At 73.0% G+C, this 25,636-nt stretch carries 24 protein-coding genes; 17 read left to right on the top strand and 7 right to left on the bottom strand.

The annotated features are described in order from the left end of the window. Nucleotides 1-51: 51 nt before the first annotated feature. The 9 genes from AC07F0_RS04225 to AC07F0_RS04265 all read left to right on the top strand — a co-directional run bounded on the left by AC07F0_RS04225 (nucleotide 52) and on the right by AC07F0_RS04265 (nucleotide 8,891). Complete coding sequence (locus AC07F0_RS04225; RefSeq protein WP_478973966.1) at nucleotides 52-1,062, top strand: ScbA/BarX family gamma-butyrolactone biosynthesis protein; 1,011 nt, start codon at nucleotides 52-54, stop codon at nucleotides 1,060-1,062. 6 nt (nucleotides 1,063-1,068) lie between these two features. Then, nucleotides 1,069-2,118, top strand: a complete 1,050-nt coding sequence (locus AC07F0_RS04230) for a beta-ketoacyl-[acyl-carrier-protein] synthase family protein (RefSeq protein ID WP_478973969.1) — start codon at nucleotides 1,069-1,071, stop codon at nucleotides 2,116-2,118. Nucleotides 2,119-2,171: 53 nt separating this feature from the next. Continuing rightward, the gene (locus AC07F0_RS04235) at nucleotides 2,172-2,411 is read left to right on the top strand and encodes an acyl carrier protein (RefSeq protein ID WP_399413648.1); all 240 of its coding nucleotides are present in this window, start codon (nucleotides 2,172-2,174) and stop codon (nucleotides 2,409-2,411) included. Further along, on the top strand, nucleotides 2,411-3,670 hold the full coding sequence (locus tag AC07F0_RS04240) for a beta-ketoacyl-[acyl-carrier-protein] synthase family protein (protein ID WP_478973971.1): 1,260 nt from the start codon (nucleotides 2,411-2,413) through the stop codon (nucleotides 3,668-3,670). Before AC07F0_RS04235 ends, AC07F0_RS04240 begins: the two co-directional genes overlap by 1 nt. A gap of 338 nt (nucleotides 3,671-4,008) precedes the next feature. Beyond that, entirely contained in the window at nucleotides 4,009-4,713 is a 705-nt protein-coding gene (gene fabG, locus AC07F0_RS04245; protein ID WP_478974948.1) for a 3-oxoacyl-ACP reductase FabG, read from the top strand. A 54-nt stretch (nucleotides 4,714-4,767) separates the two neighbouring features. Continuing rightward, nucleotides 4,768-5,754 (top strand): 3-oxoacyl-ACP synthase III family protein, encoded by a 987-nt coding sequence (locus AC07F0_RS04250; protein ID WP_478973974.1) that lies wholly within the window; start codon nucleotides 4,768-4,770, stop codon nucleotides 5,752-5,754. Between the two features lie 94 nt (nucleotides 5,755-5,848). Beyond that, on the top strand, nucleotides 5,849-6,607 hold the full coding sequence (locus AC07F0_RS04255; protein ID WP_478973977.1) for an SDR family NAD(P)-dependent oxidoreductase: 759 nt from the start codon (nucleotides 5,849-5,851) through the stop codon (nucleotides 6,605-6,607). Nucleotides 6,608-6,630: 23 nt separating this feature from the next. Next, nucleotides 6,631-8,163: an FAD-dependent monooxygenase gene (locus AC07F0_RS04260; RefSeq protein WP_478973979.1), complete on the top strand. Its 1,533-nt coding sequence runs from the start codon at nucleotides 6,631-6,633 to the stop codon at nucleotides 8,161-8,163. After that, complete coding sequence (locus AC07F0_RS04265; protein WP_478973982.1) at nucleotides 8,160-8,891, top strand: HAD family hydrolase; 732 nt, start codon at nucleotides 8,160-8,162, stop codon at nucleotides 8,889-8,891. Before AC07F0_RS04260 ends, AC07F0_RS04265 begins: the two co-directional genes overlap by 4 nt. Nucleotides 8,892-9,238: 347 nt before the next feature. Here AC07F0_RS04265 and AC07F0_RS04270 read toward each other — a convergent pair whose 3' ends face one another. Continuing rightward, entirely contained in the window at nucleotides 9,239-10,195 is a 957-nt protein-coding gene (locus AC07F0_RS04270; RefSeq protein ID WP_478973985.1) for an aldo/keto reductase, read from the bottom strand. Between the two features lie 191 nt (nucleotides 10,196-10,386). Here AC07F0_RS04270 and AC07F0_RS04275 point away from each other — a divergent pair, with 191 nt between their 5' ends. From AC07F0_RS04275 to AC07F0_RS04290, 4 genes are all read left to right on the top strand, one after another. Beyond that, nucleotides 10,387-11,952, top strand: a complete 1,566-nt coding sequence (locus AC07F0_RS04275) for an MFS transporter (protein ID WP_478973987.1) — start codon at nucleotides 10,387-10,389, stop codon at nucleotides 11,950-11,952. A 10-nt stretch (nucleotides 11,953-11,962) separates the two neighbouring features. After that, on the top strand, nucleotides 11,963-12,394 hold the full coding sequence (locus AC07F0_RS04280) for a hotdog fold thioesterase (protein ID WP_399413664.1): 432 nt from the start codon (nucleotides 11,963-11,965) through the stop codon (nucleotides 12,392-12,394). Between the two features lie 92 nt (nucleotides 12,395-12,486). Next, complete coding sequence (locus AC07F0_RS04285) at nucleotides 12,487-12,936, top strand: MarR family winged helix-turn-helix transcriptional regulator (protein ID WP_338780061.1); 450 nt, start codon at nucleotides 12,487-12,489, stop codon at nucleotides 12,934-12,936. 319 nt (nucleotides 12,937-13,255) lie between these two features. Beyond that, nucleotides 13,256-14,113 (top strand): AfsR/SARP family transcriptional regulator, encoded by an 858-nt coding sequence (locus AC07F0_RS04290; protein WP_478973990.1) that lies wholly within the window; start codon nucleotides 13,256-13,258, stop codon nucleotides 14,111-14,113. 420 nt (nucleotides 14,114-14,533) lie between these two features. On the opposite strand, the gene AC07F0_RS04295 is transcribed toward AC07F0_RS04290, so the two are convergent. From AC07F0_RS04295 to AC07F0_RS04305, 3 genes are all read right to left on the bottom strand, one after another. Continuing rightward, nucleotides 14,534-15,577 (bottom strand): 3-oxoacyl-[acyl-carrier-protein] synthase III C-terminal domain-containing protein, encoded by a 1,044-nt coding sequence (locus AC07F0_RS04295; protein ID WP_478973992.1) that lies wholly within the window; start codon nucleotides 15,575-15,577, stop codon nucleotides 14,534-14,536. Then, nucleotides 15,577-16,074, bottom strand: a complete 498-nt coding sequence (locus tag AC07F0_RS04300) for a cupin domain-containing protein (protein ID WP_478973995.1) — start codon at nucleotides 16,072-16,074, stop codon at nucleotides 15,577-15,579. Before AC07F0_RS04300 ends, AC07F0_RS04295 begins: the two co-directional genes overlap by 1 nt. 134 nt (nucleotides 16,075-16,208) lie before the next feature. After that, nucleotides 16,209-17,084, bottom strand: a complete 876-nt coding sequence (locus AC07F0_RS04305) for a helix-turn-helix transcriptional regulator (protein WP_478973998.1) — start codon at nucleotides 17,082-17,084, stop codon at nucleotides 16,209-16,211. A gap of 57 nt (nucleotides 17,085-17,141) precedes the next feature. Between AC07F0_RS04305 and AC07F0_RS04310 the strand changes: the two genes are divergently transcribed. Then, nucleotides 17,142-18,611, top strand: coding sequence for an MFS transporter (locus tag AC07F0_RS04310; protein WP_478974001.1), 1,470 nt, complete (start codon nucleotides 17,142-17,144; stop codon nucleotides 18,609-18,611). A 22-nt stretch (nucleotides 18,612-18,633) separates the two neighbouring features. Continuing rightward, nucleotides 18,634-19,668: an aldo/keto reductase gene (locus AC07F0_RS04315; protein WP_478974004.1), complete on the top strand. Its 1,035-nt coding sequence runs from the start codon at nucleotides 18,634-18,636 to the stop codon at nucleotides 19,666-19,668. A gap of 31 nt (nucleotides 19,669-19,699) precedes the next feature. On the opposite strand, the gene AC07F0_RS04320 is transcribed toward AC07F0_RS04315, so the two are convergent. The 3 genes from AC07F0_RS04320 to AC07F0_RS04330 all read right to left on the bottom strand — a co-directional run bounded on the left by AC07F0_RS04320 (nucleotide 19,700) and on the right by AC07F0_RS04330 (nucleotide 23,457). Beyond that, the gene (locus AC07F0_RS04320; protein WP_478974007.1) at nucleotides 19,700-20,233 is read right to left on the bottom strand and encodes a winged helix-turn-helix transcriptional regulator; all 534 of its coding nucleotides are present in this window, start codon (nucleotides 20,231-20,233) and stop codon (nucleotides 19,700-19,702) included. Between the two features lie 66 nt (nucleotides 20,234-20,299). Beyond that, nucleotides 20,300-22,738, bottom strand: coding sequence for an FtsX-like permease family protein (locus AC07F0_RS04325; protein ID WP_478974010.1), 2,439 nt, complete (start codon nucleotides 22,736-22,738; stop codon nucleotides 20,300-20,302). Then, nucleotides 22,732-23,457: an ABC transporter ATP-binding protein gene (locus AC07F0_RS04330; protein WP_478974013.1), complete on the bottom strand. Its 726-nt coding sequence runs from the start codon at nucleotides 23,455-23,457 to the stop codon at nucleotides 22,732-22,734. Before AC07F0_RS04330 ends, AC07F0_RS04325 begins: the two co-directional genes overlap by 7 nt. Before the next feature lie 183 nt (nucleotides 23,458-23,640). On the opposite strand from AC07F0_RS04330, the gene AC07F0_RS04335 reads away from it, so the two are divergent. Together AC07F0_RS04335 and AC07F0_RS04340 are read left to right on the top strand one after the other, a co-directional pair. Next, complete coding sequence (locus tag AC07F0_RS04335) at nucleotides 23,641-24,894, top strand: sensor histidine kinase (protein ID WP_478974950.1); 1,254 nt, start codon at nucleotides 23,641-23,643, stop codon at nucleotides 24,892-24,894. Then, nucleotides 24,884-25,543 carry a response regulator gene (locus tag AC07F0_RS04340; RefSeq protein WP_478974953.1) on the top strand — a complete coding sequence of 220 codons (660 nt, stop codon included), beginning with the start codon at nucleotides 24,884-24,886 and terminating at the stop codon, nucleotides 25,541-25,543. Before AC07F0_RS04335 ends, AC07F0_RS04340 begins: the two co-directional genes overlap by 11 nt. Nucleotides 25,544-25,636: the final 93 nt, after the last annotated feature.

The following is a 25,636-nucleotide window of genomic DNA, read 5'->3' on the forward strand; positions in this document are numbered from 1 at the left end:
GCGCCCCTCGGGGTGCCGCCGAAGCAGACCCACGGACGAACGGAACGGGGCATGACCATTGCTGAGCAGGAGCGGCCGGAAGCCGCTCCGGTCGCGGCCGAACTCGCCTACCAGCGTTCGATGGACCGCGTCCTGGTGCACCGCCGGGCCGTCATGGAGGTCTTCGTCACGGACGCGGTGCGGCTCGGCGACGACACGTTCGCCGTGGCCGTCCAGGCGCCACGTGCGCACAGCTACTACAACGACCACACGCAGCGGCCCGCGCTGCTCGACCCGCTGTTCCTGCTGGAGGCCGCCCGCCAAGCGGTCACCGTCGTGGCGCACCAGTGGCTGGACGTCGCCTACGACACGTCCTTCCTGATCAGCGACTGGACCACCGAGTTCACGGACCTGGCCGCGTTGCGGGCCCGGGGTGACGCCCCGGACGAGCTCGTGATCGAGGTGGCCGCGCGTGACCTCAAGCGGCGCGGCACCAGGCTGCTGGCCGCCACGCTGGAGTGCGTGTTCGTCGTCGGCGGCCGGCGGGCCGGGACGAGCGCCGTCGTGGCCGGATACCTCAGCCGGGACGGCTACACGGCGCACCGGGAGAAGAGCAGAGGAAACGTTCCACCGTCCTCGTCCGACATGCCGCCCACCCGCGTGGGCACACCCGTGGAGCCCGCTCTGGTCGGCCGCGAGCGGGCCGGGAACGTGGTGCTCACGGACCTGGAACGCCCGGGCGGCGGGATCGCTCTGCGGGCCACGCTCGACGTCCCGGTGCGGCACCCGGCCATGTACGACCACCCCTTGGACCATGTGCCCGCGATGGCGCTCATGGAGGCGGCCCGCCAAGCCGCGGTCCTCGCCGCCGGGGCGCCCGCCGAGCGGCGGTACGCCCGGGCCTTCGGCGCCACCTTCCACCGCTTCGTGGAACTGGACAGCCCGGTCACGGTCACCGTCACGCCCTCGGGCGACGAGCGCCGCACCGTCGACTTCCGCCAGGCCGGGGTGTCGGTCTGCACGGCCGAGATCGCGGTCGCCGACCTCGCCGGGCCACCGGCCCCGGACACGGACGGCAGGTGACGACCCGTGCGACTGGACTCACCGCTCGGGCTGACGGCGACCGCCTGGTACCCGGAGCACCGCCAGACGGCCGAGGAGGCCGTGGCCGCCGGTGACATCGACGCCCGCACCGCCCGCGAACTCGGCTACACGGCCCTGCCGGTCAGCGAGGACACGGCACCGCCCGACATGGCCGTCGAGGCCGCGACCCGGGCACTGGACGTCTCCGGCACCCAGGCCGACGACCTCTCGCTGGTGCTGCACGCGAGCGTCCACCACCAAGGCCACGACGCATGGTCGGCCCCGCACTACATCGCCCGGCGGCTCGGGGCCCACCAGGCCGTACCGATCGGGCTGCTCCAGCAGTGCAACGGCGGCGCCATCGGCATCGAGCTGGCCGCGAGCCGGCTCCAGGGCGACCCGGCCGCCGGGCCCGCGCTGGTCACGACCGCCGACCGGTTCCTGACGCCGAGCTGGCACCGCTGGCTCAGCGACTACGGCATGGCGGCCGGGGACGCGGCCACGGCGGTTCTCGTCCACCGGGTCGGCGGACCGGCCGTGGCAGGGCACTCCCGCACGCCGGACCTGCTGCTGCACTCCCTGGCCACCCGGGTCGCGGCGGAACTGGAGGTCATGCACCGCGGTGACGACGAGCTCAACGCGACGCCCATGGGACACAGTTCGATGATCGACGTGCGGCGTACCAAGCGGGCGTTCATCAAGACGTACGGCGTCGACTTCTTCCTCAAGACCGCGGCCGACCGCATCCGTGCCGTCGTCGAGGAAGCGCTGGCCGGTGCCGGACTCGCCGCCGACGACCCGCGGTTGCGCTACGCCGTGATCCCCCGGCTGGGAAGCAAGGCGATGGCGGAGGCGTACCTCCCGCCGCTGACGGACGTCACCTCCGCGGAGGTGCTCGACCTCGGCCGTGCGACCGGGCACGTGGGGGCCGGCGACCTCAACGCCTCCCTCGCCGACCTGGCCCGCACGGACCTGCTGACGCCCGGGAGTTACGCGCTCGTGCTCAACGGCGGCGGCGGATTCACGTTCACCGCCGTCGTGGTCGGCAGGCACTGACCAGTCCTCACCAGTCCCACCTCACCATCCAATCCGTACAAGGAGAAACAGCCATGTCCGCACACCAGGACCGTCTCTTCCAGCTCGTCTCCGAGAAGCTCGGCGTGCTGCCCGAGGAGCTGAACACCAGCGCCACCTTCGACACCCTCGACCTGGATTCGCTCGCGCTGATCGAGCTCAGCGTCATCGTGCAGAAGGAGTTCGGCGTCCAGATCGACGAGACGGCACTGACCCCGGAGAACACCTTCGGCGACGTGCTCGCCATGATCGACACCAAGGCCGCGGTGGCCTGATGACCGGGACAGTGACGCAGCGCCCGGACGGGCGCACGCATCGCTTCGACGTGGCGGTCACCGGCGTCGGCCTGGTCACCCCGGCCGGGCTGGGTGTCGAGGCCAACGTCGAGCGGGTCTGGGCGGGGGAGTCCACGGCGGCCACCGACCCGGACCTCGCGGGTCTGCCCGTCGACTTCGCCTGCCGCGTACCCGGCTTCGACGCGGGTGCGCTGCTCGGGCGGCGCAGCGCCGTACGCATGGACCCGGTCAGCCACTTCGGCGTGGTGGCGGCCCGGCAGGCCGTCGAGGACGCCGGGCTCGACCCGGCGACCTGGGAGGGGCCCCGGGTCGGCGTGGTCGTCGGCACGTCGCTGGGCGGCTGGTCGACGGTCGAGCGGGAGCACGGCAAGCACCTGGCCGACGGCCAGGAGTTCGTGTCGCCGCTGCTGATGGTGATGGGCCCGGTCAACATGACCGCCGGGTACATCGCCATGGACCTCAAGGCCCTCGGCCCCAACCAGGTGGTGTCGACGGCCTGCGCGTCCGGCAACACGGCGATCGGGTACGCCCGCGCCCTGCTGGAGGCCGGCGTCTGCGACATCGTCCTGGCGGGCGGTGCCGAGGCGGCCATGTCCCGGACCGCGATGGCGAGCCTGGCCCGGGCCGGTGCGCTGTCCACGCGGGGCGACGACCCGGCGTCCGCGTCCCGGCCGTTCGACGCCGACCGGGACGGGTTCGTCGCGGGCGAGGGCGCGGCCATGCTGGTACTGGAGCGTGTCGAGGACGCGCGGGCGCGGGGCGCCCGTGTCCGGGCCAGGATCTCGGGGTTCGGCGCGTCTGCCGACGGCCATCACGCCTCGGCGCCCGATCCGACGGGCGGCGGGGCCGAGCGGGCCATCCGGGCGGCCCTCGCCGACGCCCTGGTCGACCCCTCCGAGGTGGACCACGTCAACGCGCACGGCACGTCCACGCCGCTGAACGACGTCACCGAGGCCGGGGTCATCCGCCGGGTCTTCGGCGAGAAGCCGGCCGTCACCTCCACCAAGGGTGTTGTCGGGCATCTGCTGGGCGCGGCCGGGGCGGCCGAGGCGGTGTACACGGTGCTCGCCGTGGAACGCCGCCTCGTCCCGCCGACCGCCAACCTGACCAGCCTCGACCCGGGCATCGGCGTGGACGTCGTGGCGAAGGAGGCCCGGCCGCTGGACATCGGCGCCGCGGTGAACGACTCCTTCGGCTTCGGCGGCCAGAACGCGGTGATCGTGGTGACGCCGGCATGACCTCGAACGCGGAGGGAGCACCGGGCAGGGGCCCGGACACACCTGACTCCGCCGGCACGGCCGGCACGGTGGGTTCGCCGGGCGCCCCCGGCTCGTCCGCTTCGTCCGGCACCCCCGGCGCCTCTGGCTTGGCCAGCACTCCCGACACCCCCGGCTCGGCGGGCTCCGCTGGTCCGTCGGGCTTTCCCGGTTCGGCGGGCACCCCCGGCGCCCCTGGCACGGTGGGTTCGCCGGGCCGCCCGGGCTCGGCGGGCGCCCCCGGCTCGGGCGGCTTCGTCAGGGGTGCGGGTGGGCCCGGGATCGGCGGTGCGTCCGGTGTGGTCGGCGGCCCGGTGGCCGTGGGGCGTTCCGTGCTCGTCACCGGGGGCAATCGCGGTATCGGGCTGGCCGTCGCGCGGGCGCTCGCCGAGCGTGGCGACCGGGTGGCGGTCACCTACCGCACCGGTGAGCCCCCGGCGGGGCTCCTCGGGGTGCGGTGCGATGTGACGGACGAGGCGCAGGTGGAGCGGGCTTTCAAGGAGGTCGCGGCCGCGCAGGGCGACGTCGAGGTGCTGGTGGCGAACGCCGGGATCACGCGGGACGGGCTGCTGCTCACCCTCGACGACGACGCCGTCGACGCCGTGCTCGACACCAACCTGAGGTCGGTCATCCGCCTGGCCCGGCACGCCTCCCGGGGCATGCTCGGCGGGCGATGGGGCCGGATGGTGCTGGTGTCGTCCGCCGTCGCCTTCACCGGCTCGCCCGGACAGACCAACTACACCGCCGCGAAGGCCGGCCTCGTCGGGCTGGCCCGCTCGCTCGCCTGGGAGCTCGGCAGCCGCGGCATCACCGTCAACGTCGTGGCCCCCGGGCTCGTCGAGACGGACATGCTGCGCCAGGTACGCCCGGCCCGCCTCGACCAGTACCTGGCGATGACGCCGCTCGGCCGGGCCGGTACCGCCGAGGAGGTGGCCGCCGCCGTGCGGTTCCTCACCGGCGACGAGGCCTCGTACATCACCGGCGCCGTGCTGCCGGTCAGCGGTGGGCTCGGCATGGGTCACTGACGCCCCGTGCCGCACGCGACCACCACCCACGAGAAAGCACAGGAAAGGGAAACCATGCCAGTCGGTGTCCTGTCGATCGGCTCCTACACACCGGCCAAGGTCGTCGACAACCAGCAGATCAGCGCCTGGACGGGGATGCCCGAGTCCTGGGTGACCGAACGCACCGGAGTGCTCCAGCGGCGGTACGCCGAGCCGGGCACCACCACGTCCGACCTCGCCCTCCCCGCCGCCCGCGAGGCGCTCCGGGGCGTCTCCGACGAGGTGCGCGAGCGGCTCGGCGCGCTGGTGGTGGCCACCAGCACCCCGGACGTGCCGCAGCCGTCCACGGCCGCGATCCTCCAGCACAAGCTGGGTCTGTCCACCCTGCCCGCCTTCGACATCAACGCCGTGTGCAGCGGTTTCCTCTACGGTCTCGCGGTTGCCGAGGGCCTGCTGAAGGCGGGCCGGCACGGCGAGCACGTGCTGCTCGTCGGGGCCGACATGTTCTCCACGATCATGGACAGGTCCGACCGGCGCACGGTGAGCCTGTTCGGTGACGGCGCGGGCGCCGTCCTGCTCGGCGAGGTGCCCGAGGGCTACGGCCTGCGGTCGGTGCAGCTGGTCACGGACGGCGAGTTCCACCACTACGTCGGCGTGGAGGCCGGCGGCACCCGGACGCCGCTCGACGCCGAGGCCCGCGAGGCCGGGCAGCACTTCTTCCGGATGGACGGACGCGCGGTGCGTGACTACGCGCTGTCGGTGCTGGCGAAACTGACCGCCGTGACGCTCGACGACTGTGGTCTGGCCCTGGAGGACGTCGACCGGTTCGTCTTCCACCAGGCGAACACCAGGCTCCTGGAGGCCTTCGTCGCGGACGCCGGGATCGACCCGGCGCGGGTCGCGTACACCGCGCCGCACCTGGGCAACACCGTCGCCGCCTCCGTGCCGCTCACCCTGCACGCCACCCACCGCGAACGGCCGCTGCGGCGCGGCGAGCGGGTGCTGCTGGCGTCGGTGGGCGGCGGCATGACCGCGGGCGCGGCGCTGCTGACCTGGTACTGACGCCCGTCCCGAGCCGCTGCCTCCGCGTTCCGCACCGACACCGGCACCGGCACATCGACCACACACGTACACCACACGCAGCATCGGAGGAGCCATGAGGCTCGACGGACAGACGGCCGTCATCACCGGGGGCACGCGGGGACTGGGCCGGGCGATCGCCGAGGCCTACCTCGCCGAGGGCGCCTCGGTCGTCGTCGCCGCACGCAACCCCTACGACATCAAGGAACTCGCCGACGACCACGGCGACCGGCTGCTCTACCACCACACGGACGTCACCGACGAGACCTCGGTGGAGGGGCTGATGGCCACCGCCGTCGAGACGTACGGGGGCGTCGACATCCTGGTCAACAACGCGGGGGTCAGCCGTGACGGCAAGATCTCCCGGCTCTCGGTGGCCGACTGGAACACCACCCTGGCCACCAACCTGACCGGTGTCTTCCTCTGCACGCGCGCGGTGATCGGCCCGATGACCACCCGGCGCGAGGCGACGGGCGCCGGCGGCCGCATCATCAACGTGTCGTCCTGCGTGGCCGGCCGGGCCGCGATCGGCGCGTCCGCCTACAGCGCGAGCAAGGCCGCCGTGGAGATGTTCACCCGTACCTCGGCGGCCGAACTGGCCCCCAAGGGCATCACGGTCAACTGCCTGTCACCCGGCTACATCGACGAGGGCATGGGCAAGGAGCTGGCCGCCAACGAGCGCGCCTGGGAGAGTTACCGCGGCCGGCTCCTGTCCGGGCGGCTCGGCCGTCCCCAGGAGGTCGGTGCCACCGCCGTGTTCCTCGCCTCGCAGGACAGCTCGTACGTCAACGGCAGTGTGGTCGAGGTCAACGGGGGGCTGATGTGGGCGGCCTGACAGGGCGTGGGCCCGGGGCGCCCGTGCTGGTCGTCGGGGCGGGCCCGGTCGGTCTGGTCGTCGCCTGCGAGCTGCTGCAGCGGGACATCCCGGTCCGCGTCGTGGACGCCGGGCGCGGGCACTCGGCGCACTCCCGGGCGAACGTGATCTGGCCGCGCAACCTCGAACTGCTCGACCGGATCGGGGTGACCGACGACCTGCTGGGCATCGGCCACCGGCTGGCGGGCACGGCGTTCTACTCGCGCGGCCGCCGTCTGGCGACGGCCTGGATGAGCAGGCTGCCGGACTCGCCGTACCCGTTCGCGCTGACGCTCTCGCAGAACGACACCGAGCAGGTGCTGCGCCGGCGGCTCGCCGCGCTCGGCGGCACCCTGGAGGAGGGCGTCCGGCTCACCGCCCTGGACAACACCCCGGGCGGCCCGGTCGTCAAGCTGGAGCACGACGGCGGCCGGATCGAGGAGCTGGAGCCCGGCTGGCTGGTCGGCGCGGACGGAGCGCACAGCACCGTCCGCAAGGAACTGGGCATCGCCTACGACGGTCCGCCGGTCGACGTGTCGTTCGCCATCACCGACGCCCGGCTGACCACCACCCTCTCCGAGGACCTGTCGCACTACTGCTACGCGCCGAGCGGCGCCATGGTCCTCGGCCCGATGGGCGACGGCGTGCACCGCATCGCCCTGAACGTGCCGCACGACGCGTACGACGAGCACAACCCGCCGCCGCGCGAGATGTTCCAGCAGGTCGTCGACGACCGGGCGGCCGGCCGCAGCCGGGTCGAGGAACTGCTGTGGAGCGGCTCCTTCCGGGTGCGGGTCCGGATCGCCTCCAGCTTCCGCAGTGCACGCTGCTTCCTGGCCGGCGACGCCGCGCACGTGATCAGCCCGGCCGGTGGGCAGGGCATGAACACGGGGATGCAGGACGCGTTCAACTTGGCGTGGAAACTGTCGGGCGTCATCCGCGGGGAGTTCGGGGAGTCGATCCTGGACTCCTACGACACCGAGCGCCGGGCGGTCTCCCACGACGTGGCGCGCTCGACCGAGCTGCTGACCAAGGCGGGCCTGGTCAACTCCCCGGCGAAGGTCGCCCTCCGGGACGCGGCGTTCATGGCCGCCGACCGGACCGGCCTGTTCCAGCGCAAGCTGGCCCCGCAGCTCGGCCAGACGGCCGTGAGCTACGGCGGTGACCGCCATCCCCGGCTGCCGGTGATGGTCTCGGGCGGGACCGGCCCGGCCGGGGCGCCCCCGCGTCCCGGCACCGGCGGCTGGCCGGCGATCGACCGGGACCGGCACACCGTGCTGCTGTGGCCCGGCGCGCGGACCCCGCCGCCGGACTGGCAGCGCACCCGCGACGGGATGCGGCGGGCGCTGCCCGAGGGCACGCCCGTGCTCGATCTGACCCGCGCGGTCCCCAAGGGCCTGGCCGCGGCGCTCGGTCCGCGACCGGCCGTGGCCGTGGTCCGTCCGGACGGCCATCTGCTGGCCCGGCTCGACCCCCGGCGGCCCCAGGAGACCACCTATCTGCTCACCCGAGCGGCCCACCTCAGGAGTCGGCCATGACCACTGCCCTGCCCCCGCTGACCACCGGTCACTCCCGTCCCGTGGTGGCGTTCTTCGACGCCGACGAGACACTCATCGCCATGAAGACCCCGTTCTCGCTGCTGCGCCACCGGCTGCGGCGGCAGGGGGACGTGAGGGGCGCCGAGTACGAACGGCTGGTGGAGCCGCTGCGGCGGCTGGCGTCCATGGGCGTCACCCCCGTCGAGGTGGTGTCCAAGTTCTACGAGCTGCACACCGGCGTCCCCTGGGACGACGTGGTCGCCGAGGCACGCGAGTGGTACGCCGAACTGCGCGAAGGCGGGGCGCCGTTCATCGAGCCGACCGTTACCCGACTGCGCCGGCACCAGGAGGCGGGCCACCACACGGTGGTCATCTCCGGCTCCTGGCCCGCGACCCTGCACCCGATCACCGACGACCTCGGGGTCGACCTGGTCCTGTGCACCGAGCCGGAGCTGGACGCGGACCGGTGCATGACCGGAAGGATCCGGCACGCGATGTTCGGTCCGGCGAAGGCGGAGGCGGTCCGGCAGGCGCTGGAGAAGTTCGGCGCGGATCCGGCGGACTGCCATGCCTACGGGGACGACCCGGGGGACCTGACCATGCTCCGCATGGTGGGCCACCCGACCGTGGTCGGCGCCAACCCGAGGATGGCGGCCCACGCGGCGGAACACGGCTGGCCGGTCATCCCGGCGACCCTCGTGACCGGCACCCGGCGCCAGCCGGTGTGACACACGACCGCCCCGTCCCGTGCCCGGTGAGGGCGCGGGGCGGGGCGGGGCGGGGCCGGCGCTTCGAGGCGTACGCCGGATCGCAACCGGCCGGCGCACCACAACCGCGGCGGACACACCGCCGTCGCCGGGCACGGTCGGGCTGTGGGGCGCCGTTCCCGTGTGGGGCCGGGCCGTAGGGGCGCCGCTGTAGGGGCGCCGCTCCTGCGTGGGGCCGGGCTGTGGGAGCGCTGCCCCCCTTCGCGTGCGGTCGGGCCGTAGGATCCCCCGGCGTACCGTCGGCCGTAGGAGCACGTCGGTGTGGCTCGGCCGTTGGCCCGGGGTGTCGCGGTGTTCCCGCGGAGCGTCTAGCGTGCGCCGACCGCCTCCGGCAGCGCGGCCAGTTCCGCCAGGTCCTCGGGCGCCAGGGTCAGGGAACCGGCCGCCACGTTGTCCTCCAGGTAGCGGCGGGTCTTGGTGCCGGGGATGACGCCGACGTGGTCGCCCTGAGCCAGCACCCAGGCGATCGCGACCTGGGCCACCGTCGCGCCGAGCCGGTCGGCCACGGTCCGGACCCGGTCGACGATGGCCTGGTTGGCGCTGATGGCCTCGGGCTGGAACCGGGGGATCCGGTGCCGCCCGTCCACGTCCGGCAGGTCCTTCGGGCTGCTGATCAACCCGGACAGGAAGCCCCTGCCGAGCGGGGCGAACGCGATGAACGCGATGCCCTCACTCCCGCAGTACTCCACCACGCCGTTCGTCAGGGCGTCGCGGCTCCACAGGGAAAGTTCGCTCTGCACGGAGGCCACCGGGTGGACCGCCTGCGCCCGGCCGATCTCCTCCGCCGACGCCTCGGACAGGCCGAGCGCGCCGAGCTTGCCCTCCTTCACCAGCTCCGCGAGCACACCCCAGCTCTCCTCCACCGGCACCTCGGGGTCGATGCGGTGCAGCTGGTAGAGGTCCACATGGTCCACGCCGAGCCGCTTCAGGCTGGCGTCGACGGCGGCGCGCAGATACTCGGGCCGGCCGTCCCGGTGGCTGCGGTAGGTGGCGGGGTCGTCCACCACGAGCCCGCCCTTGGTGGCCAGCAGCGCCTTGTCGCGGTGTCCCCGCAGCGCCTTGCCGACCAGCAGTTCGTTGGTGAACGGGCCGTACTGGTCGGCCGTGTCGATCAGATCGGCGCCGATCTCCAGGGCATGCCGGATGACCCCGATGGACTCGCTCTCGTCCCGGCCCAGTTCGTCGTACCCCCACGACATGCCCATGCAGCCGAGGCCGACGGCCGCGAAGGTCCGCTGTGAGCCGCCCAGTTGGATCCTGCGCATCGCCGTGCGCACCGCCTTTCCCACTCGCCCGTGTGCCGTACCTGTCCGTCGATTGACAGGCCCTCATCTTTACACAGAACTCTGCCATACGACATTGACAGTAGCTGTGCCCTCTCCCCTAATCTATGCCAGGGTTCTTACACATAGCTGACTACATCCAAGTGACAACGAACAGACAGAGGTGATCCTCCGTGTCCACCGGCAACCCGCGGGCCACGCTCGCCGCGGCGTGCGTCGTCGGCCCGCTCATGACCCTGGTGGTGACCGGCCCGTCCGTGGCCGTCCCCGACATCGGCGCCGATCTGCACAGCTCACTGGCCGCCGCCCAGTGGGTGGTCGACGGCTACATGCTGACCGCGTCCAGCAGCCTCGCGGCCATGGGCTCGCTCGCCGACCGCATCGGCCACCGCAGGATGTTCACCTGGGGCATGGCCTTCTTCGCCTTCTGGATGACCGTGTCCGGCCTCGCGAACAGCATCCTGCTGCTCGACGTCTCGCGCGCGATCGCCGGCTTCGGCAGCGGCGCGGCGCTCGCCTCCATCACCGCGATCCTGGCGCAGTCCTTCGACGGCACCGCCCGCGCGAAGGCGTTCGGCCTCTTCGGCACGTTCCTGGGAGCGGGCCTGGCGTTCGGGCCGATGTTCGGCGGCGTCCTGGTCAACCTGTGGGGCTGGCGTTCGGTCTTCCTCGTGCTGGCCGCGGTCTCCGCGCTCGTCCTGCTGAGCACTCCCCTGCTGCCCCGCTCGGAGCCCAACCGCGGGCCGCGCTTCGACTGGACCGGCACCTTCGCCTTCGGTTTCGGCGTCGCCCTGTTCGTGCTCGCCCTGGTGGAGGGGCCGGGCCGGGGCTGGACCGACCCGATCGTGCTCGGCTCGGCCGTCGGCTGTTTGTTCCTGATGGTGGCCTTCGTCGCGGTGGAACGCCGCACCGAGCACCCGATGTTCGACCTGCGCCTGTTCGCCCGCCCGCAGTTCCTGGCCGTCTGCCTGGTGCCGCTGGTGCTGGCGTTCAGCTTCGTGGCACTCGTCATCGTGCTGCCGCCCTACCTGACCTCCACGAGCGGGATGTCGGCCGTCCGCATCGGCCTGGTCCTGCTGCTCCTGACGGGCCCGTCGCTGGTGATGCCCGCCGTCACGGGCGTGGTCGCACAGAAGGTCTCACAGCGCGCCCTGTTCGTCGTGCTGCTGTGCTTCTCCGCCGTCGGCGCCGCCTGGCTGACGATGATGGAGCCGGGTGCCTCGACGGCCGCACTGGCCGGTCCCCTGCTCTTCCTGGGCATCGGGTACGGCATCTCGCTCGGCATCCTGGACGGCGCGGCGGTCTCGGCCGTCGAGCCGGAGCGGATGGGCATGGCCGCGGGCATGTTCAACACGGTGCGGCTCGCCTCCGACGCCGTCTCCATGGCCGGACTGGGCACCCTCGTCACGGCGCTCACCAAGAGCGCCCTCGACAGTGGTGCGGTGTCCGCGTACCCGGGCGGCGCCGAGGCGCTGACCTCGCGGGCGCTGCAGGGCGGTCTGACCGAGGCCGCCGCGTCGCTGCCGGCCGGCGAGGTGCGGGACCGCGCGGTGACCGCGATGGCCGACGCGTACGCCACCGGTCTGCACACCACCATGTGGATCGTCGCGGCGGCGTGCGCGGTCAGCGCGGTCGTCGTCGGCAGCCTGCTCTCGGGCGGGAAGCCGTCCGGGGACGCGCCCGCCGAAGCGTCCGGCGACCCGGCCTCGGCGTCGCCCGAGCCCGCCTCCGCGCACTGAGGGGCCGGTCATGACTCAAACCGCCCTGGGGCCCGTCGAGGTCCTGCCCCCCTACGTCGACCAGCAACTGGTGGAGCGGCTCGGCATCGAGATCACCCACTGCGACCCCGATCTCGTGGTCGGCACCATGCCGGTGGCGGGCAACCGCCAGCCGATCGGCCTGCTGCACGGCGGGGCCAACGCGGTGCTCGCCGAGACGCTCGGCTCGCTCGCCGCCTGGGTGCACGCGGGAGCCGACCGGATCATCGTCGGCCAGGAGCTGTCCTGCACCCACCACGCCGCGGCACGCTCGGGCAAGGTCACCGGCTCCTGCCGACCGCTGCACCTGGGCACGCACACCGCCACCTACGAGATCGTCATCAGCGACGAGCAGGGCCGGCGCACCTGCACAGCACGGCTGACCTGCGCGATCCCGGCCGTCCGGCGACGGAAGGCCCGGTGACCGAAACAGCCCCGGGGAAGGACCGCAGGCCGGCCTGGCGAAGGCAATGCACGACTACTGCTTCGTCCTCTGCCGTATGCAAGACTATTGACATGGCGAACACGACGACGGAGACGGTCGCCGCTGGCCGACTCGGGCACACGATCAAGCGGGCGGAACAGGCCCTCATCGCACGCAAGACGGAAGTGCTGCGGGAGTTCGGCCTGACGGTGCCCCAGTACTCGGTCCTGCTGCTGCTGTCGGTCTCCGACGGCATGTCCGCGGCGCAGCTCGCACGGGAGTGCATGGTGACGCCGCAGACGATGGCCACGGTCCTGACCAACCTGGAAAAGGCCGGTCTGGTGTTTCGTGAACCCTCGGAACTCCATCAGAAGGTCGTGGTCAACCGGGCGACCCGGGCGGGCCGCGCCATTGCCAAGAAAGCCGACAAGGCGGCCTTGCGGGTCGAGGGCTCACTGAGTGCTGAATTCACGCCCGAAGAGCTGGCCCACTTCGAGGAGTACCTGGAGCGGGCGATAGCGTTGCTGGGTTCTCTGGACTGATCCGGCAGGGCGTGGGCCCGTCATAAAGTTGCATACGGCACGGCCGGGATAACCACGGTGAATGGCTCTGAGGAGCATTCACCGTGGTTCCCTTTTTTCGGGAAGTGTGAGGCAGGTAACAGGCACTGCTCCGGTGCGTAAACATTTGTGCCTGGTGCATGTTATAAGCGTATTCTGGCCAAAACCCTGCTATGGTTGGCTGGTCACTCAGGGTAGGTGGTTGATGCCGCTCCGAGGGGCAGAGGTTCGGCCATTCCGTCGCTGGACGGGATGGATGTACCAATAAGGGGGAATGGTGCAGATTCATGTCCTCGGCCCGATGACGGTCTTCGACGATGAGTCGGAGCCGATCGTTCTGGCGCCCAAGCCGCGTCGGCTTCTTGCCTTACTGGCCGTGAATGCGGATCGTGCGGTATCGGTCAACGCGCTCGTGCAGGAGTTGTGGGGGAGCAATCCGCCGCGCACCGCCACGGCCACGATCCAGACGTATATCGGCCAAGTCCGGCGGACCATCGCGGAAGCGCTCAGGAAGAGCGCCGGCGAGGTCGCCGACGAAATTCTCATAACCGAGGGCAGCAGTTATGTGCTGTCCACTTCGAGGGTCGCCCTCGACATGACGGAATACGAGCTGCTGGCCGAGGCCGGCAGTGCGGCCGTCCAGCGCGGTGAATTCGTGCGGGGGTCTGAGCTGCTGCACCAGGCGGTGGCGCTGTGGCACGGTCCGGCGCTGGTCAACGTGGAGGCCGGTGAGCTGCTCGGCGCGCGGATCGTCCACCTGGACGAGTCGCTGCTGTGCACGCAGGAGCACCGGATCTACGCCGATCTCCAGCGCGGCGCGCACCACAGGCTGGTGCCGGAGCTCACCGAGCTCACCGCCCGCCACCCGCTGCACGAGAACTTCCACCGGCACCTGATGCTGGCGCTGTACCGGTGCGGGCGTCGGGCGGAGTCGCTCGCCGTCATGCGGCGGCTGCGCGCCCGCCTGGTGGACGAACTGGGCCTTGAGCCCTCGCCGTTCCTGGTCCAGATGGAGCAGGACATCCTGCGCGGCGAGCCCTCCCTGGACCGGACGCGACCCAGGCCGGTCGAGCAGTGCTCCGGGCGTCAGCAGGACCGGGTGGCGGTACGGAGCATGGTCCATCACCTCTCCAGGCCGACCATGCAGCCGGCCGGCTGAGCCGACAGGACACACCACCCGGGGCCGCGGGGCACCCGGCCCCGCGGCCCCGGGTGGTGTGCGGTACCGGCCTCTCCTCACCTGCCGCGGCGGCGTCGTGCCGGGACGGCGGCTTGCTCGCCGGCCCCCGCCGGTGGGAGTGCGGGGCCTCGCTTGTCTCGCCGGATGGGCGGCCGTCCCGTACACCCGGGGGCGGTCGTCCCGTACATCCGCCGGGTGGGCAGCGTTCGCGCATCCGCCGGGTGGGCAGCAGGTGCCGGCGGTCGCTTGCCCGCGGGGGCGCCGGTGCCGCTGGTCCTTGCCTGTTCGTCCGGGGCGCGGGTGTTCGGGCCGGTGGGGCGGAGCCCAGCCCGGCTCGCCCGCCCGGGCAGGCGGCGTTGGCGGCATACCGGCCCGGCGGACGACGAGCGGTGGTCGGGCTCAGGCGCCGCTCACCAGGAGGCAGGACCAGGTGAAGCCCGCGCCGGCGCTCACCACCAGGGCGTAGTCATCGGGGCCCAGCAGCCGGCGGGCGTGCAGTTCGGACAGGGAGGCCGCGGTGTCGCCGGCGCCGAGGTGACCGGTGTCGGCTCCGGGGCGCAGCAGCTCCGCGCCGGTGAGCTTCGTCAGCAGGGGCGCGTAGGCGAGGTCGACGGTCTTGCGGCCGAGGCGCGGGGCCACCACGTAACGCAGCGGGACGTCGCCCGTGGCCGTGAGGCCCACGCCCGCCAGGCAGGACTCCACCGCCGATCGCAGCGCACCGCTACTCGCCTCGGTGAACGTCTCCATGCCCTCCGCCTGGAGGTAAGCCTTCTTGGTGCGGCGGATGTCGACCCGCGGGCCGAGCGAGCGGGCGGCCGGGCTGAACGGGTCGTCCCCCCGGTGCATCCGCTCCAGCCGGGGCGCGGCCACCGTCGACAGGGAGTGCAGTACCAGGTCGGCCGGCCTGCCGCCCGCGTTCCCCGGCAGATGGTGCAGGACCAGGGCGGTGGCCCCGTCGCCGTACGCGATGCCGTAGTCCCCGCTCCACCGGTCGAAGCCCGGATCGAGGAAGGCGTCCGCGGTGGTCACCAGGGCGTGGCCGAGGCCGGGCTCGACGAACAGCCGGGCGGCGGCCAGCTCCACGGCCGCCGCACCGCCGTTGCACACCTGCTGGACGCCGACCGGCACGGCGGCGTCGGCGCCCAGCTGGTCGGCGATGAAGTGCGCGGGCGACCACAGGTCGTGGCCCTGGTAGTGGATCGAGGCGTGCAGCAGGAGGCCCACGGCACGGGCGTCCACGTCCGCCGCCGCGAGCGCCCGGCGGCCCGCCTCGACCGCCATCTCGGGCGGCGCCTGGTCGGCCACCGGCAGCGCGTCACAGCCCAGTTCGTCGACGGTCTCCTGGTCGACCAGCGCCAGCCCGACGGCCTCCGGCGCGCTCTGCCGCCCGGGGGGCAGCCAGAGCGAGGGGCCCGAGATGCCCAGCGGGCGGGGCAGCCGCATCACTGGCCCCCGCGGGCCGCGGACGCGCCGCTCGTGTCGCAGCCCGGGTCCGGGGCGGGCACGGTCGGGGAGGTGGCGTCCTTGGGGATGATGTCGACGACGTACAACTCCACCGGTTCCGTGCCGTTGTTGATGCCCATGTGCACGGTGTCCGGGCCCACGGGCTCCACGAGCGACTCGCCGGGGCCGTACTCCCGCACCGAGCAGTCCGAGCCCTCGACGCGGGTGAAGGTGCCGGAGTCGATGACGGCGATCTCCTCGCCCACGTGGTAGTGCCAGCCCGTCGAGGCGCCCGGCTGCACCACCGCCTTGCGGTAGAGCACCTTGCGGTCGCCGTCGGCCTTGATCTTGAACGGCGCCGACGTGACGCCCTGGCTCAGGACGACCGCGCTCACCGGCGGCACCTCGGCCTGGGCGACGGGCTGGAGGACGAATCCGGCGCCGAGTGTCACCGCGGCGACGGCACCCACACTTGCGATCTTGCTCTTGCTGACCACGGTACGTATTCCTCCGCTCACGGGAACCGGCCTTCGCGGTCATGTGTATCAGAGCATTGTCACAGGATCGAGCCCTGTCTTGACTTCCCGTACAGGTCTCTTGTGGTTCTCCAGTGGTTCTCGTGCGGTCCTCCTCAACCGGCCTCGACCAGCGAGATCCTGTCCTTGCGGGCGTCCCGGTCCAGCAGTTGCACGACCCGCTCGCGGGTGTCCGTACCGGCCTGCGCCGTGTGCAGCATCAGCCGGACGCCCGGCCGGTCGGGGATCTGCAGCACCGAGTGCTCGAAGATCAGGCACCCCGCCCGCGGATGGTCGATGGCCTTCACGCCCCGGTTGGCCGCCGTGATCTCGTACCGCGACCACAGCTCGGCGAACTCCGCGCTCTCCTCGGTCAGCCGGTCCGAGATCCGGGTGAACTCCGGGTCGTCGGGGTAGCGGGCCGCGTCCCGGCGGAACTCGGACACCAGACCGGGGGCGATCTCCTCCCAATAACGGTGGCGGGCCCGGAAGGCGGGGTTGGTGAAGAAGGCCACCAGGCAGTTGGTGTCGCCCTCGCGGAACCCGAAGACCAGCTCCGCGGCCCTGTTGGTCCCCGCGATGTTCCAGCATCGGTCGATGACGTACGCCGGGCTCGGCATCCAGCCCTCCAGCAGGGCCGTCAGCTGCGCGGTGCCGGGGGAGTCGTCCGCCGTGCGCCGCGGTGGGTTCATGCCCACCAGCTGGTAGAGGTGGTCCCGCTCCACGGCGTCGAGGCGCAGCGTCCTGCAGATGGCGTCCAGGACCTGCTCCGACACCTTGATGTCCCGGCCCTGTTCGAGCCATGTGTACCAGGAGGCGCCGATGCCGGCGAGCATCGCGACCTCCTCCCGGCGCAGGCCCGGTGTGCGCCTGCGCGCTCCCGGCGGAAGCCCCACGTCCTCGGGCCGGAGACGCTCCCGGCGGGTGCGCAGGAACTGCCTGAGTTCCTCGCGTCGACGGGATTCCCGTACTGCGTTGAGGCTGGTGGTCATAAACCCAGGATAAGTACGGGCTCCCCGCGGCGGGTTGGGGATTGCGAGCCTCGACCCATGACTTCCGATGCCGTCAACTCGCCCGCCAAGGCGCGTTTCACCACGCGCCAGTGGCTCATCATCGCCCTGCTGTGCGGCGCGCAGTTCATGCTCGCCCTGGACTTCTCCATCCTCAGCGTCGCGCTCCCCGTCCTCGGCAAGGACCTCGGCTTCGCGCTGAGCGACCTCCAGTGGGTGGTCACCGCGTTCGCCCTGCCGTCCGGCGGCCTGTTGCTGCTCTTCGGCCGGGCCGCCGACCTCTACGGCCGCCGCAACTGGTTCATCGCCGGCATGGCCCTGTTCACGGTCGCCTCCCTGGCCGGCGGCCTGGCCCCCACGCCCGGGTTCCTGCTCGCGGCCCGCGCGGCCCAGGGCGTCGCGGCCGCCATGCTGACCCCGGCGGCGATGTCCCTGCTGACGACCAGCTTCCCGGAGGGCCCGCAGCGCGACCGCGCGCTCGGCATCAACGGCGCGCTGCTGTCGCTCGGTTTCCTGTCCGGCGTGGTGCTCGGCGGTGTCATCACCGACCTGACCAGCTGGCGCGTCACGCTCTTCATCAGCGTCCCGGTCGGCCTCGTCGCCTCGATCGCCGCCCCGGCCCTGATCAAGGAGAGCCGCAACGAGCAGACGCCGCGGCTGGACGTCCTCGGCGCGGTCACCGTCACCGGCGGCCTGCTGTCGGTCATCTATGGCATCACCTCGGCCGAGCGCAACGGCTGGGGCGCCGGCACGACCCTGTTCGCCCTCGCCGCCGGTGTGGTGCTGCTGATCGCCTTCTTCGCTGTCGAGTCGCGGGTCGCCGCACCGCTCGTCGACCTGAACGTGCTGCGCCGCCGTACCGTCAGCTGGGGCAACACCACCGGCCTGGTCACCTTCGCGATGATGACCGGCATGGTCTTCCTGCTCACGCTGTACATGCAGCAGGTGCGCGGGATGACGCCGCTGAACGCCGGGTTCACGTTCGCCGCGCTGGGCGTCGCGGCCGTCCTCGGCGGTGCCTTCGCGGCACGGATCATCGGCGCCATCGGCGTCCACCGGGCGCTGGTGTACGGCCTGCTGCTGCAGGCGGCGAGCACGGCCGTGCTCTTCTTCCTCGACACCAGCGACGCCGGCATGCCGCTGCTGCTGGTGGCCACCGCGACGGGCGGCTTCGGCCACCTCCTCGCGGTCGTCGGCTACATGATCACCGCGACCTCGGGTCTGCCGGACCACGAGCAGGGCCTGGCCACGGGTCTGGCCTACACCGGCCAGCAGCTCGGCGTCACCGTCGGCACGCCGGTCCTCGCCACGGTCGCCGCGGCCGGCATGGACGCCTCCGACGGCAGCGGCCCCGCCGCGGTTCTGGACGGGGTGCGCGACGGCCTGCTGACCGCCGCGGGCGCGCTGCTCGTCGCGGGCCTGATCGCCATCGCGTTCCTGCGGCCCCGGCAGACCGCCCCGAGTCCCGCCCAGGTGCTCGACGAGCAGGTCACGGCCGACGCCCGCTGAGACCGAGAGGACCCCGATCCCCATGCGTATGCGCTACCTGGGCCGCACCGGCCTGCAGGTCTCCGAGATCTGCCTCGGCACCATGACGTTCGGCGGCCGCCACGGCTTCCAGCACATGGGACAGCTCACGACCATCGAGGCCCGGCGGCTCGTCCACCTGAGCATGGACGCGGGCGTCAACTTCTTCGACACCGCCGACATGTACTCCGCGGGCCAGGCGGAGGAGGTCCTCGGCGCGGCCCTCGGCAACCGGCGCGACGACGTGATCATCGCGACGAAGGTGCGCTGGCAGATGCCGGACGGCAGCAGCGGTCCGAACGACCGTGGACTGTCCCGGCACCACATCGTGCGCTCGGTCGAGGCCAGTCTGCGCCGCCTGGGCACCGACCACATCGACCTGTACCAGACGCACGGCTGGGACGGCCGCACCCCGTGGGAGGAGACCCTACGGGCGCTGGACGACCTGGTGCGGTCCGGCAAGGTCCGCTACGTGGGTGCCTCGAACCTGACGTCCTGGCAGCTCACCCGGGCCCTGGCGGCCAGCGAGCGGCTGGGTCTGGAGCGGTTCGCCTCGCACCAGATCCAGTACAGCCTGGCCGCCCGCGAGGTCGAGTGGGAGCTGCTGCCCATGGCCGAGGCCGAGGGTGTGGGCGTCATGGTGTGGAGCCCGCTGGCCGGCGGTCTGCTCAGCGGCCACCAGGAGCGGGGCGCCACACCGCCGCCGGGCACACGGCGGGCGGTGGGCTGGTTCGAGCCGGTCGATCCCGAGCGCACGTTCGACACCATCGACGTGCTCCGCAAGATCGCCGAGGAGCGGCGGGTGACCCCGGCCCAGGTGGCGCTGCGCTGGGCGCTGGAGGGGCGCGGCGTCACATCGGTCGTCATCGGTGCCCGCAACGAACGCCAGCTCACCGACAATCTGGCCGCCACGGCCTGGTCGCTCACCCCCGAGGAGCGCGCCGCGCTCGACGAGGTCAGCGCCCCGCCGCTGCCGTACCCCTACTGGCACCAGGACTACTGCGACGCCGAACGCGTCAGGGAGCCCGGTGTGCGGTGACGGGTGCCGCTCCGGGCCGGCGAGGATGCCCTCAGTCCTCGTCGGCCCGGCCGTTCGACAGCGGCCGGCCGGAGGCGAAGCGCTCCCGGACGGCCGGCTCGTCGAGGAGGCGGGCCGGGTAGCCGGGGCCGGTGCGGGCGGTCATGTCCTGGTCGCGCAGGGGTTCGCCGCAGGCGGAGCAGACGACCCGGGCCTCGGTGTCGTGGCCGCAGGGCGTGTGGTGCAGGACGACCGGGGCGCCCTCGTCGCCGGCCAGCCAGCGGTCGCCCCAGGCGTTGATCGCGGCGAGGACGCCGAAGAAGTCACGGCCCTTGTCCGTCAGCAGGTACGCGTGGCGGACCGGGTCGCTCTGGTAGGCCTGCCGCCGCAGCAGGCCCTCGGCCTCCAAGCGCCGCAGCCGGTCGGTGAGGGTGTTGCGGGCGATGCCGAGCGAGCCGATGAAGCCGTCGAAGCGGGATTCGCCGTAGAAGACCTCGCGCAGCACCAGCAGGCTCCAGGCGTCGCCCAGGATGTCGGCGGTGCGGGCGATGGAGCAGGGCCAGGTGTCGAACGAGGTCCGTTTCACGGCTGCCAGGTTATCGGTTTCATCATGAGATGGACCGGGCCTCGGGGCGTCCCCGTAGCTGTCTCCTCACTCCCGTACGCCCGCCAGTTCCGCCGGGCGGCGGCGCAGGGCGAGGGCGGCCGGGGCGAGCGCGGAGGTCACGGCGAGGAGGGCGCACAGGGCCGTCGTCGTGCCGAGGGCCTGCCAGGGGAGCTCGATCGCGACCGGGGCCGACAGCAGGGCGAGGGCGCTCGCCATGCCGGCCAGGTTGACGGCGGCGACCAGGAGGCCGAGGAGGGCGCCGGCCGTCACGACCGTCAGGGCCTCGGCGCCGGTCAGCCGCAGGACCTGCCACCGGGTGGCGCCGGCCAGCCGCAGCACGGCCAGCTCGCGGGCCCGGTCCGACGTCGCCATGACCATGGTGTTGGCCACGGAGATGCCCGTGTAGAGGAGGGCGATGCCGAGGACCAGCAGGAGGCCGAGGCGGGTGGTGCGTTTGGTCTCGGGATGGGTGGCCCGGATCCATTCCGCCCGGGTGAGGACCTGGCCGTTCCCGGTGCCGAGTGCCTGGCGGAGGGCGGTGGCGACGGTTTCCGGGTCCGCGCCGGCGGTCAGGGCCACGTCGATCCGGTCGACCGTGGCGCCCGGGGCGTTGCGCGGGGTGACGTAGACGCCGTGGTCCCCGGTGCCGGTGGGCATCACCGCGGCGATCCGCAGGGTGCGCGGCGTTCCGTCACCGAGCCAGACCAGGACCCGGTCGCCCACCCGGTGACGCCGCCACTCCTCGTTGACGATGATCGAGTCGTCGTCGAGGTCGCTCACCGCTCCGGCGGCCAGAGGCAGCCGGGTGGTGGCCGCGAGGGGGCCGGGGGTGGCCGCGCGGGCCTCGGAGCGGATGAGGGCCACGCCGTCCTCCAGGACGTGGACGGACGTGGAGGACGTCGGTGACATCTCGGTGCCCGGGACGGCGCGCAGTCTGCGCAGGGCGGCGTGGTCGAAGCCGGTGCCGGCCGGCGGGGTCAGGACGAAGGCGGCGGTGGTGCGCTCACTCGTCTCGGTGGTCTTCGCCCGGTTCAGGGTCGCGGTGGCGCCGAGGAGCGAGCCCGCGAGGGCGACGGTGACCAGGACGGGGGCCGCGAGCGCGGCGGTGCGGCGCATCCCGGCGGCGGTGTTCTCGCGGACCAGCAGGGCGCAGGGGCCCGGCAGCCACGTCAGCGGCCGGATCAGGGGACGCAGCACCAGCGGGGAGAGCAGGGCGGCCGCGGTGATCAGCAGCATCGGGCGGCTGACGTAGGACTTGCGGTGCAGCAGGCCGACCGGGTCTCCGGCCAGGGACAGGCCCAGGGTCACCGCGGCCGTCAGCAGCAGGGCCGTGCCGGACAGCAGGCGGCCCCGGGTGAGAGTCCTGGTCTCCGCGGCGGCCTCGCGCAGTGCTTCGGTGGGGCCGGTGCGGCCGGCCCGCCAGGACGCAGCGGTCGCTCCGCACAGCGCGACGAGCAGGCCGGTCCAGAAGGCCGCGTGGTACGGCCAGGCGTGGTCGCCGATGGTGAACCAGGCCGGGGCGAGATCGTTGCCGACGACCCAGGCCGCGAGGCGGGGCGCCGCGTGGGAGCCGAGCGCGCAGCCGGTGGCCGACGCGAGGGTGCCGACGGCGAGGGCCTCGGTGAGGACGGTCCGGCGGATCTGGCCCGGGGTGGCCCCGGCGGTGCGCAGCAGGGCGAACTCCCGGCGCCGCTGGGCGACCGCGAAGGCGAAGGTCGACGCCACGACGAAGACCGACACGAAGGCGGTGACGCCGCCTGCGGTGCCGAACAGGGAGTTCATCGCCGTGACCGCCTCGCCGTCCCGTCCGGGGTCGGCGTCGGCGAGGCGGCGCGCGGTCCCGGTGAGGACCTGGGCGCGGTCGCCCACCGCCTGCCGTACGGCCGCCGGATCGGCTTGGACAACCAACTGGGTGACCCTGTGAGCGAGTTGGGCCGCACGGGCGTCGGTGAAGAACACGGCGTTCTCGAAGCCCCGTGAGGTGAGTGTGCCGACGACGCGTACCGGGCCCCGGTCGGTGTGCAGGCGCCGGCCGGGGCGTGCCCAGTCGCCGGTGACGGCGACCTCGCCGGCGGTGCGGGGGGCCCGCCCGGCCGCGAGGTCGTACGGGGCGAACGCGGCGGTGGACCAGGGGTGGCCGACCAGGTCCGAGGGAGCGGCCGGGGCGTGGACGGCGAAGGACCTGTCCGCCACGACCCGGCCCAGTCTCCGCAACGCCGCGACGGTCGTGGCGGGGACCGGGCGCGGGTGGGCGAGCCGGGACGCGCGGTCGCCGATCGGGGTCGGTACGCGCAGCACGTCCTGACTCTTGACGACCACCGGCGCCGTCGCGAAGCGTTCGGGGGCGCGCTGCGGGGCGGTGGCCGACGAGGCCAGGGCCAGGCCCGTCACGGTCAGCAGCGCCACGCCCAGCGACAGCGCGAGGAAGCTGCCGGTGAAGGTGGCCCAGCGGGTGCGCAGGGTGCGCAGGGCGACGCTCAGCACGGCACGGCCTCCAGACGGGTCATGCGCGCGGCGACGGTGTCGGCGCTCGGAGCGGTCAACTCCCCGTGGACGCGCCCGTCGACGAGGAAGACCACGCGGTCGGCGTACGCGGCGGCCACCGGGTCGTGCGTGACCATGACGACCGTCTGGCCCTCGCGGTCGACCATGCCGCGCAGCAGCCCGAGCACCTCGCGGCCGGTCCGCGTGTCCAGGGCGCCGGTCGGTTCGTCGGCGAACAGCACGTCGGGGCGGGTGATCAACGCCCGGGCCAGGGCGACGCGTTGCTGCTGGCCGCCGGAGAGCCGGGACGGTCTGTGCCGGGCTCGTTCGGCGAGGCCGACCTGCTGGAGCGCCTGGCGCACCCGGGCCTTCGGGACGCGCCGGCCGGCCAGCCGCAGCGGCAGGGCGACGTTCTGCTCGGCGGTCAGCGAGGGCAGCAGGTTGAACGCCTGGAAGACGAATCCGACGCGCTCGCGGCGCAGCAGGGTCAGCCGGCGCTCGCTCAGTCCGGTCAGTTCGGTGCCGGCGAGGGTGACCGAGCCCGAGGTGGGCCGGTCCAGGCCGGCGGCGCACTGGAGCAGGGTCGACTTGCCGGAGCCGGAGGGCCCCATGACGGCGGTGAAGGTCCCGGCGGGGAACGCCAGGGAGATGCCGGCGAGTGCGGTCAAGGGGCCGTATGCCCTGGTGACGGAGTCCAGCCGGATGGCGTCGTGTGTCATGGGGTCCCCCTGGTGTCGGTGTCGCTTCCACGAAACCGGGCAGGGACGGGCCGGCGCAGTGCGGCAGGGCCTAGACCTGGGGTAGGGCCAGGCATACCCCCGGGCCTCCGCCTGGGCCCATGGCCGGGGCCGTGGCGGGCTTCTACGGTGATCCCCATGCAGCCTCGGAACGTGTGGCAGGCCATGGGCCGCCCCGGCTACCTGATGTCCGCGTGGCCGTGGCGCTCGGCCGCCTACCTGTTCACCGGCGTGGTGACCGGCGTCGTCGTGCTCGTGGGGATCGTGGCCTCGGCGGTGGTCGGGGGTGTGTTCGCGCTCGTTCTGGTGGGACTGCCGCTGCTCCTGTGCACGGCCCTGGCGGGCATCCCGGTCGCCGCGGTGGAGCGGCACAGGCTGCGGCTGGTCGGCCCGGATCCGGCGCCCGGGCAGCACGGGACGCCCGGCGAGCCGGGCCTTCGGGCGTGGCTGACGACCCGGCTGCGGGAGCGGGCCACGTGGCGCGAGCTCGGCCACGCCCTGCTGTTCGCGGGGCTGTTGTGGCCGGTCGACGCCCTCGCGCTGTGCGTCGCCCTGCTCTGTCCGCTGGTCGTGGCGCTCACGCCGCTGCTGATGGCCACCGTCGGCGACGGGCAGGAGGCGAAGGTCCTCAAGCTCTGGACCGTCACCAGCTGGCCGGCGGCCTTCGCGTTCGCCGCTCTCGGGCTCGTCCTGCTGGCCCTTGGCGCCTATCTGCTGGGCGTCGCCGTCGGTGCGCGGGCCGGGCTGGCACGGCTGCTGATCGCCCCGCGCGAGGCGGAATTGGGGGCCAGGGTGGTCGAACTGGCCCGTTCCCGGGTGCGGTTGGTGGACGCCTTCGAGGCGGAACGGCGGCGGATCGAGCGCGATCTGCACGACGGGGCGCAGCAGCGGCTCGTCGCCCTGACGATGACGCTCGGCCTGGCCCGGCTGGACGCCCCGCCTGGCCCGCTGGCCGACCAGCTCGCCAAGGCCCATGAGCAGGCGGGCACGGCCCTCGCGGAACTGCGCGAACTCATCCACGGCATCCATCCCAAGGTCCTCGCCGACTACGGCCTCGAAGCCGCCGTCGCCGACGCCGCCGACCGCTCGGCCGTGCCCGTGGACGTCGACCTGGAGCTGCCCGGACGGTTCTCCCAGGCCGTCGAGGCCGCCGCGTACTTCGTGGTGTGCGAGGCGCTCGCCAACGTGGGCCGGCACAGCGGGGCGAGCCGGGCGGAGGTGAGCGGCGGGCACCGCGACGGCCGGCTGGTCCTGCAGGTCCGTGACGACGGGCGCGGCGGGGCGCGGGCCGGGGAGGGCAGCGGGCTGACCGGACTCGCCGACCGGGTGTCGGTGCTCGATGGCAGACTCTCCCTGTCCAGTCCGCCCGGCGGACCGACCCTGCTGCGTGTGGAGATCCCTTGTGGCCTTGCGAGTTGAGCGACCACTGCGGGTGGTCCTGGCCGAGGACAGCGTGCTGCTGCGGGACGGGCTCGTCGGGCTGCTCGAACGCTGCGGACACGAGGTCGTCGCGGCCGTGGGGGACGCCGAGGCCCTGATCGCGGCCGTCGGGGAGCACACCCCCGACGTGGTGGTGACGGACGTGCGGATGCCGCCCGGCTTCCAGGACGAGGGCCTGCACGCGGCCGTACGGCTGCGGGGGGAGCGGCCCACGCTGCCCGTGCTGGTCCTCAGCCAGTACGTGCAGCGCCGGTACGCCGCCGAGCTGCTGGACTCCGGTGACGGCGCGGGCGTGGGCTATCTGCTCAAGGACCGCGTCGGCCAGGTCGAGGAGTTCGTCGAGGCGCTCGGCGAGGTGGCCGACGGCGGCACGGTCGTCGACCCCGAGGTCGTACGGCAGCTGCTGCGCCGCCGCCGCGACCCGCTGGAGCGGCTCACCCCGCGTGAGCGTCAGGTGCTCGCGCTGATCGCGCAGGGCAGGTCCAACAGCGCGATCGCCCGCGAACTGGTCGTCTCCGAGGCGGCCGTCGGCAAGCACATCTCCGGCATCCTCACCAAGCTGGACCTGCCACCGGCGGGCGAGACCCATCGCCGGGTGCTGGCCGTGCTGGCGTATTTGCGGTCCTAGTGCCGCAGCAGGCAACGTTCGCCCCGTCGCGAACGCCCTCTCGCCGCACCGCCCGAAAGCCCAAGTACGTCCAGTACGAGGGCTTCCGGGCGG

It is taken from the genome of Streptomyces sp. NPDC045955 (assembly GCF_056430805.1).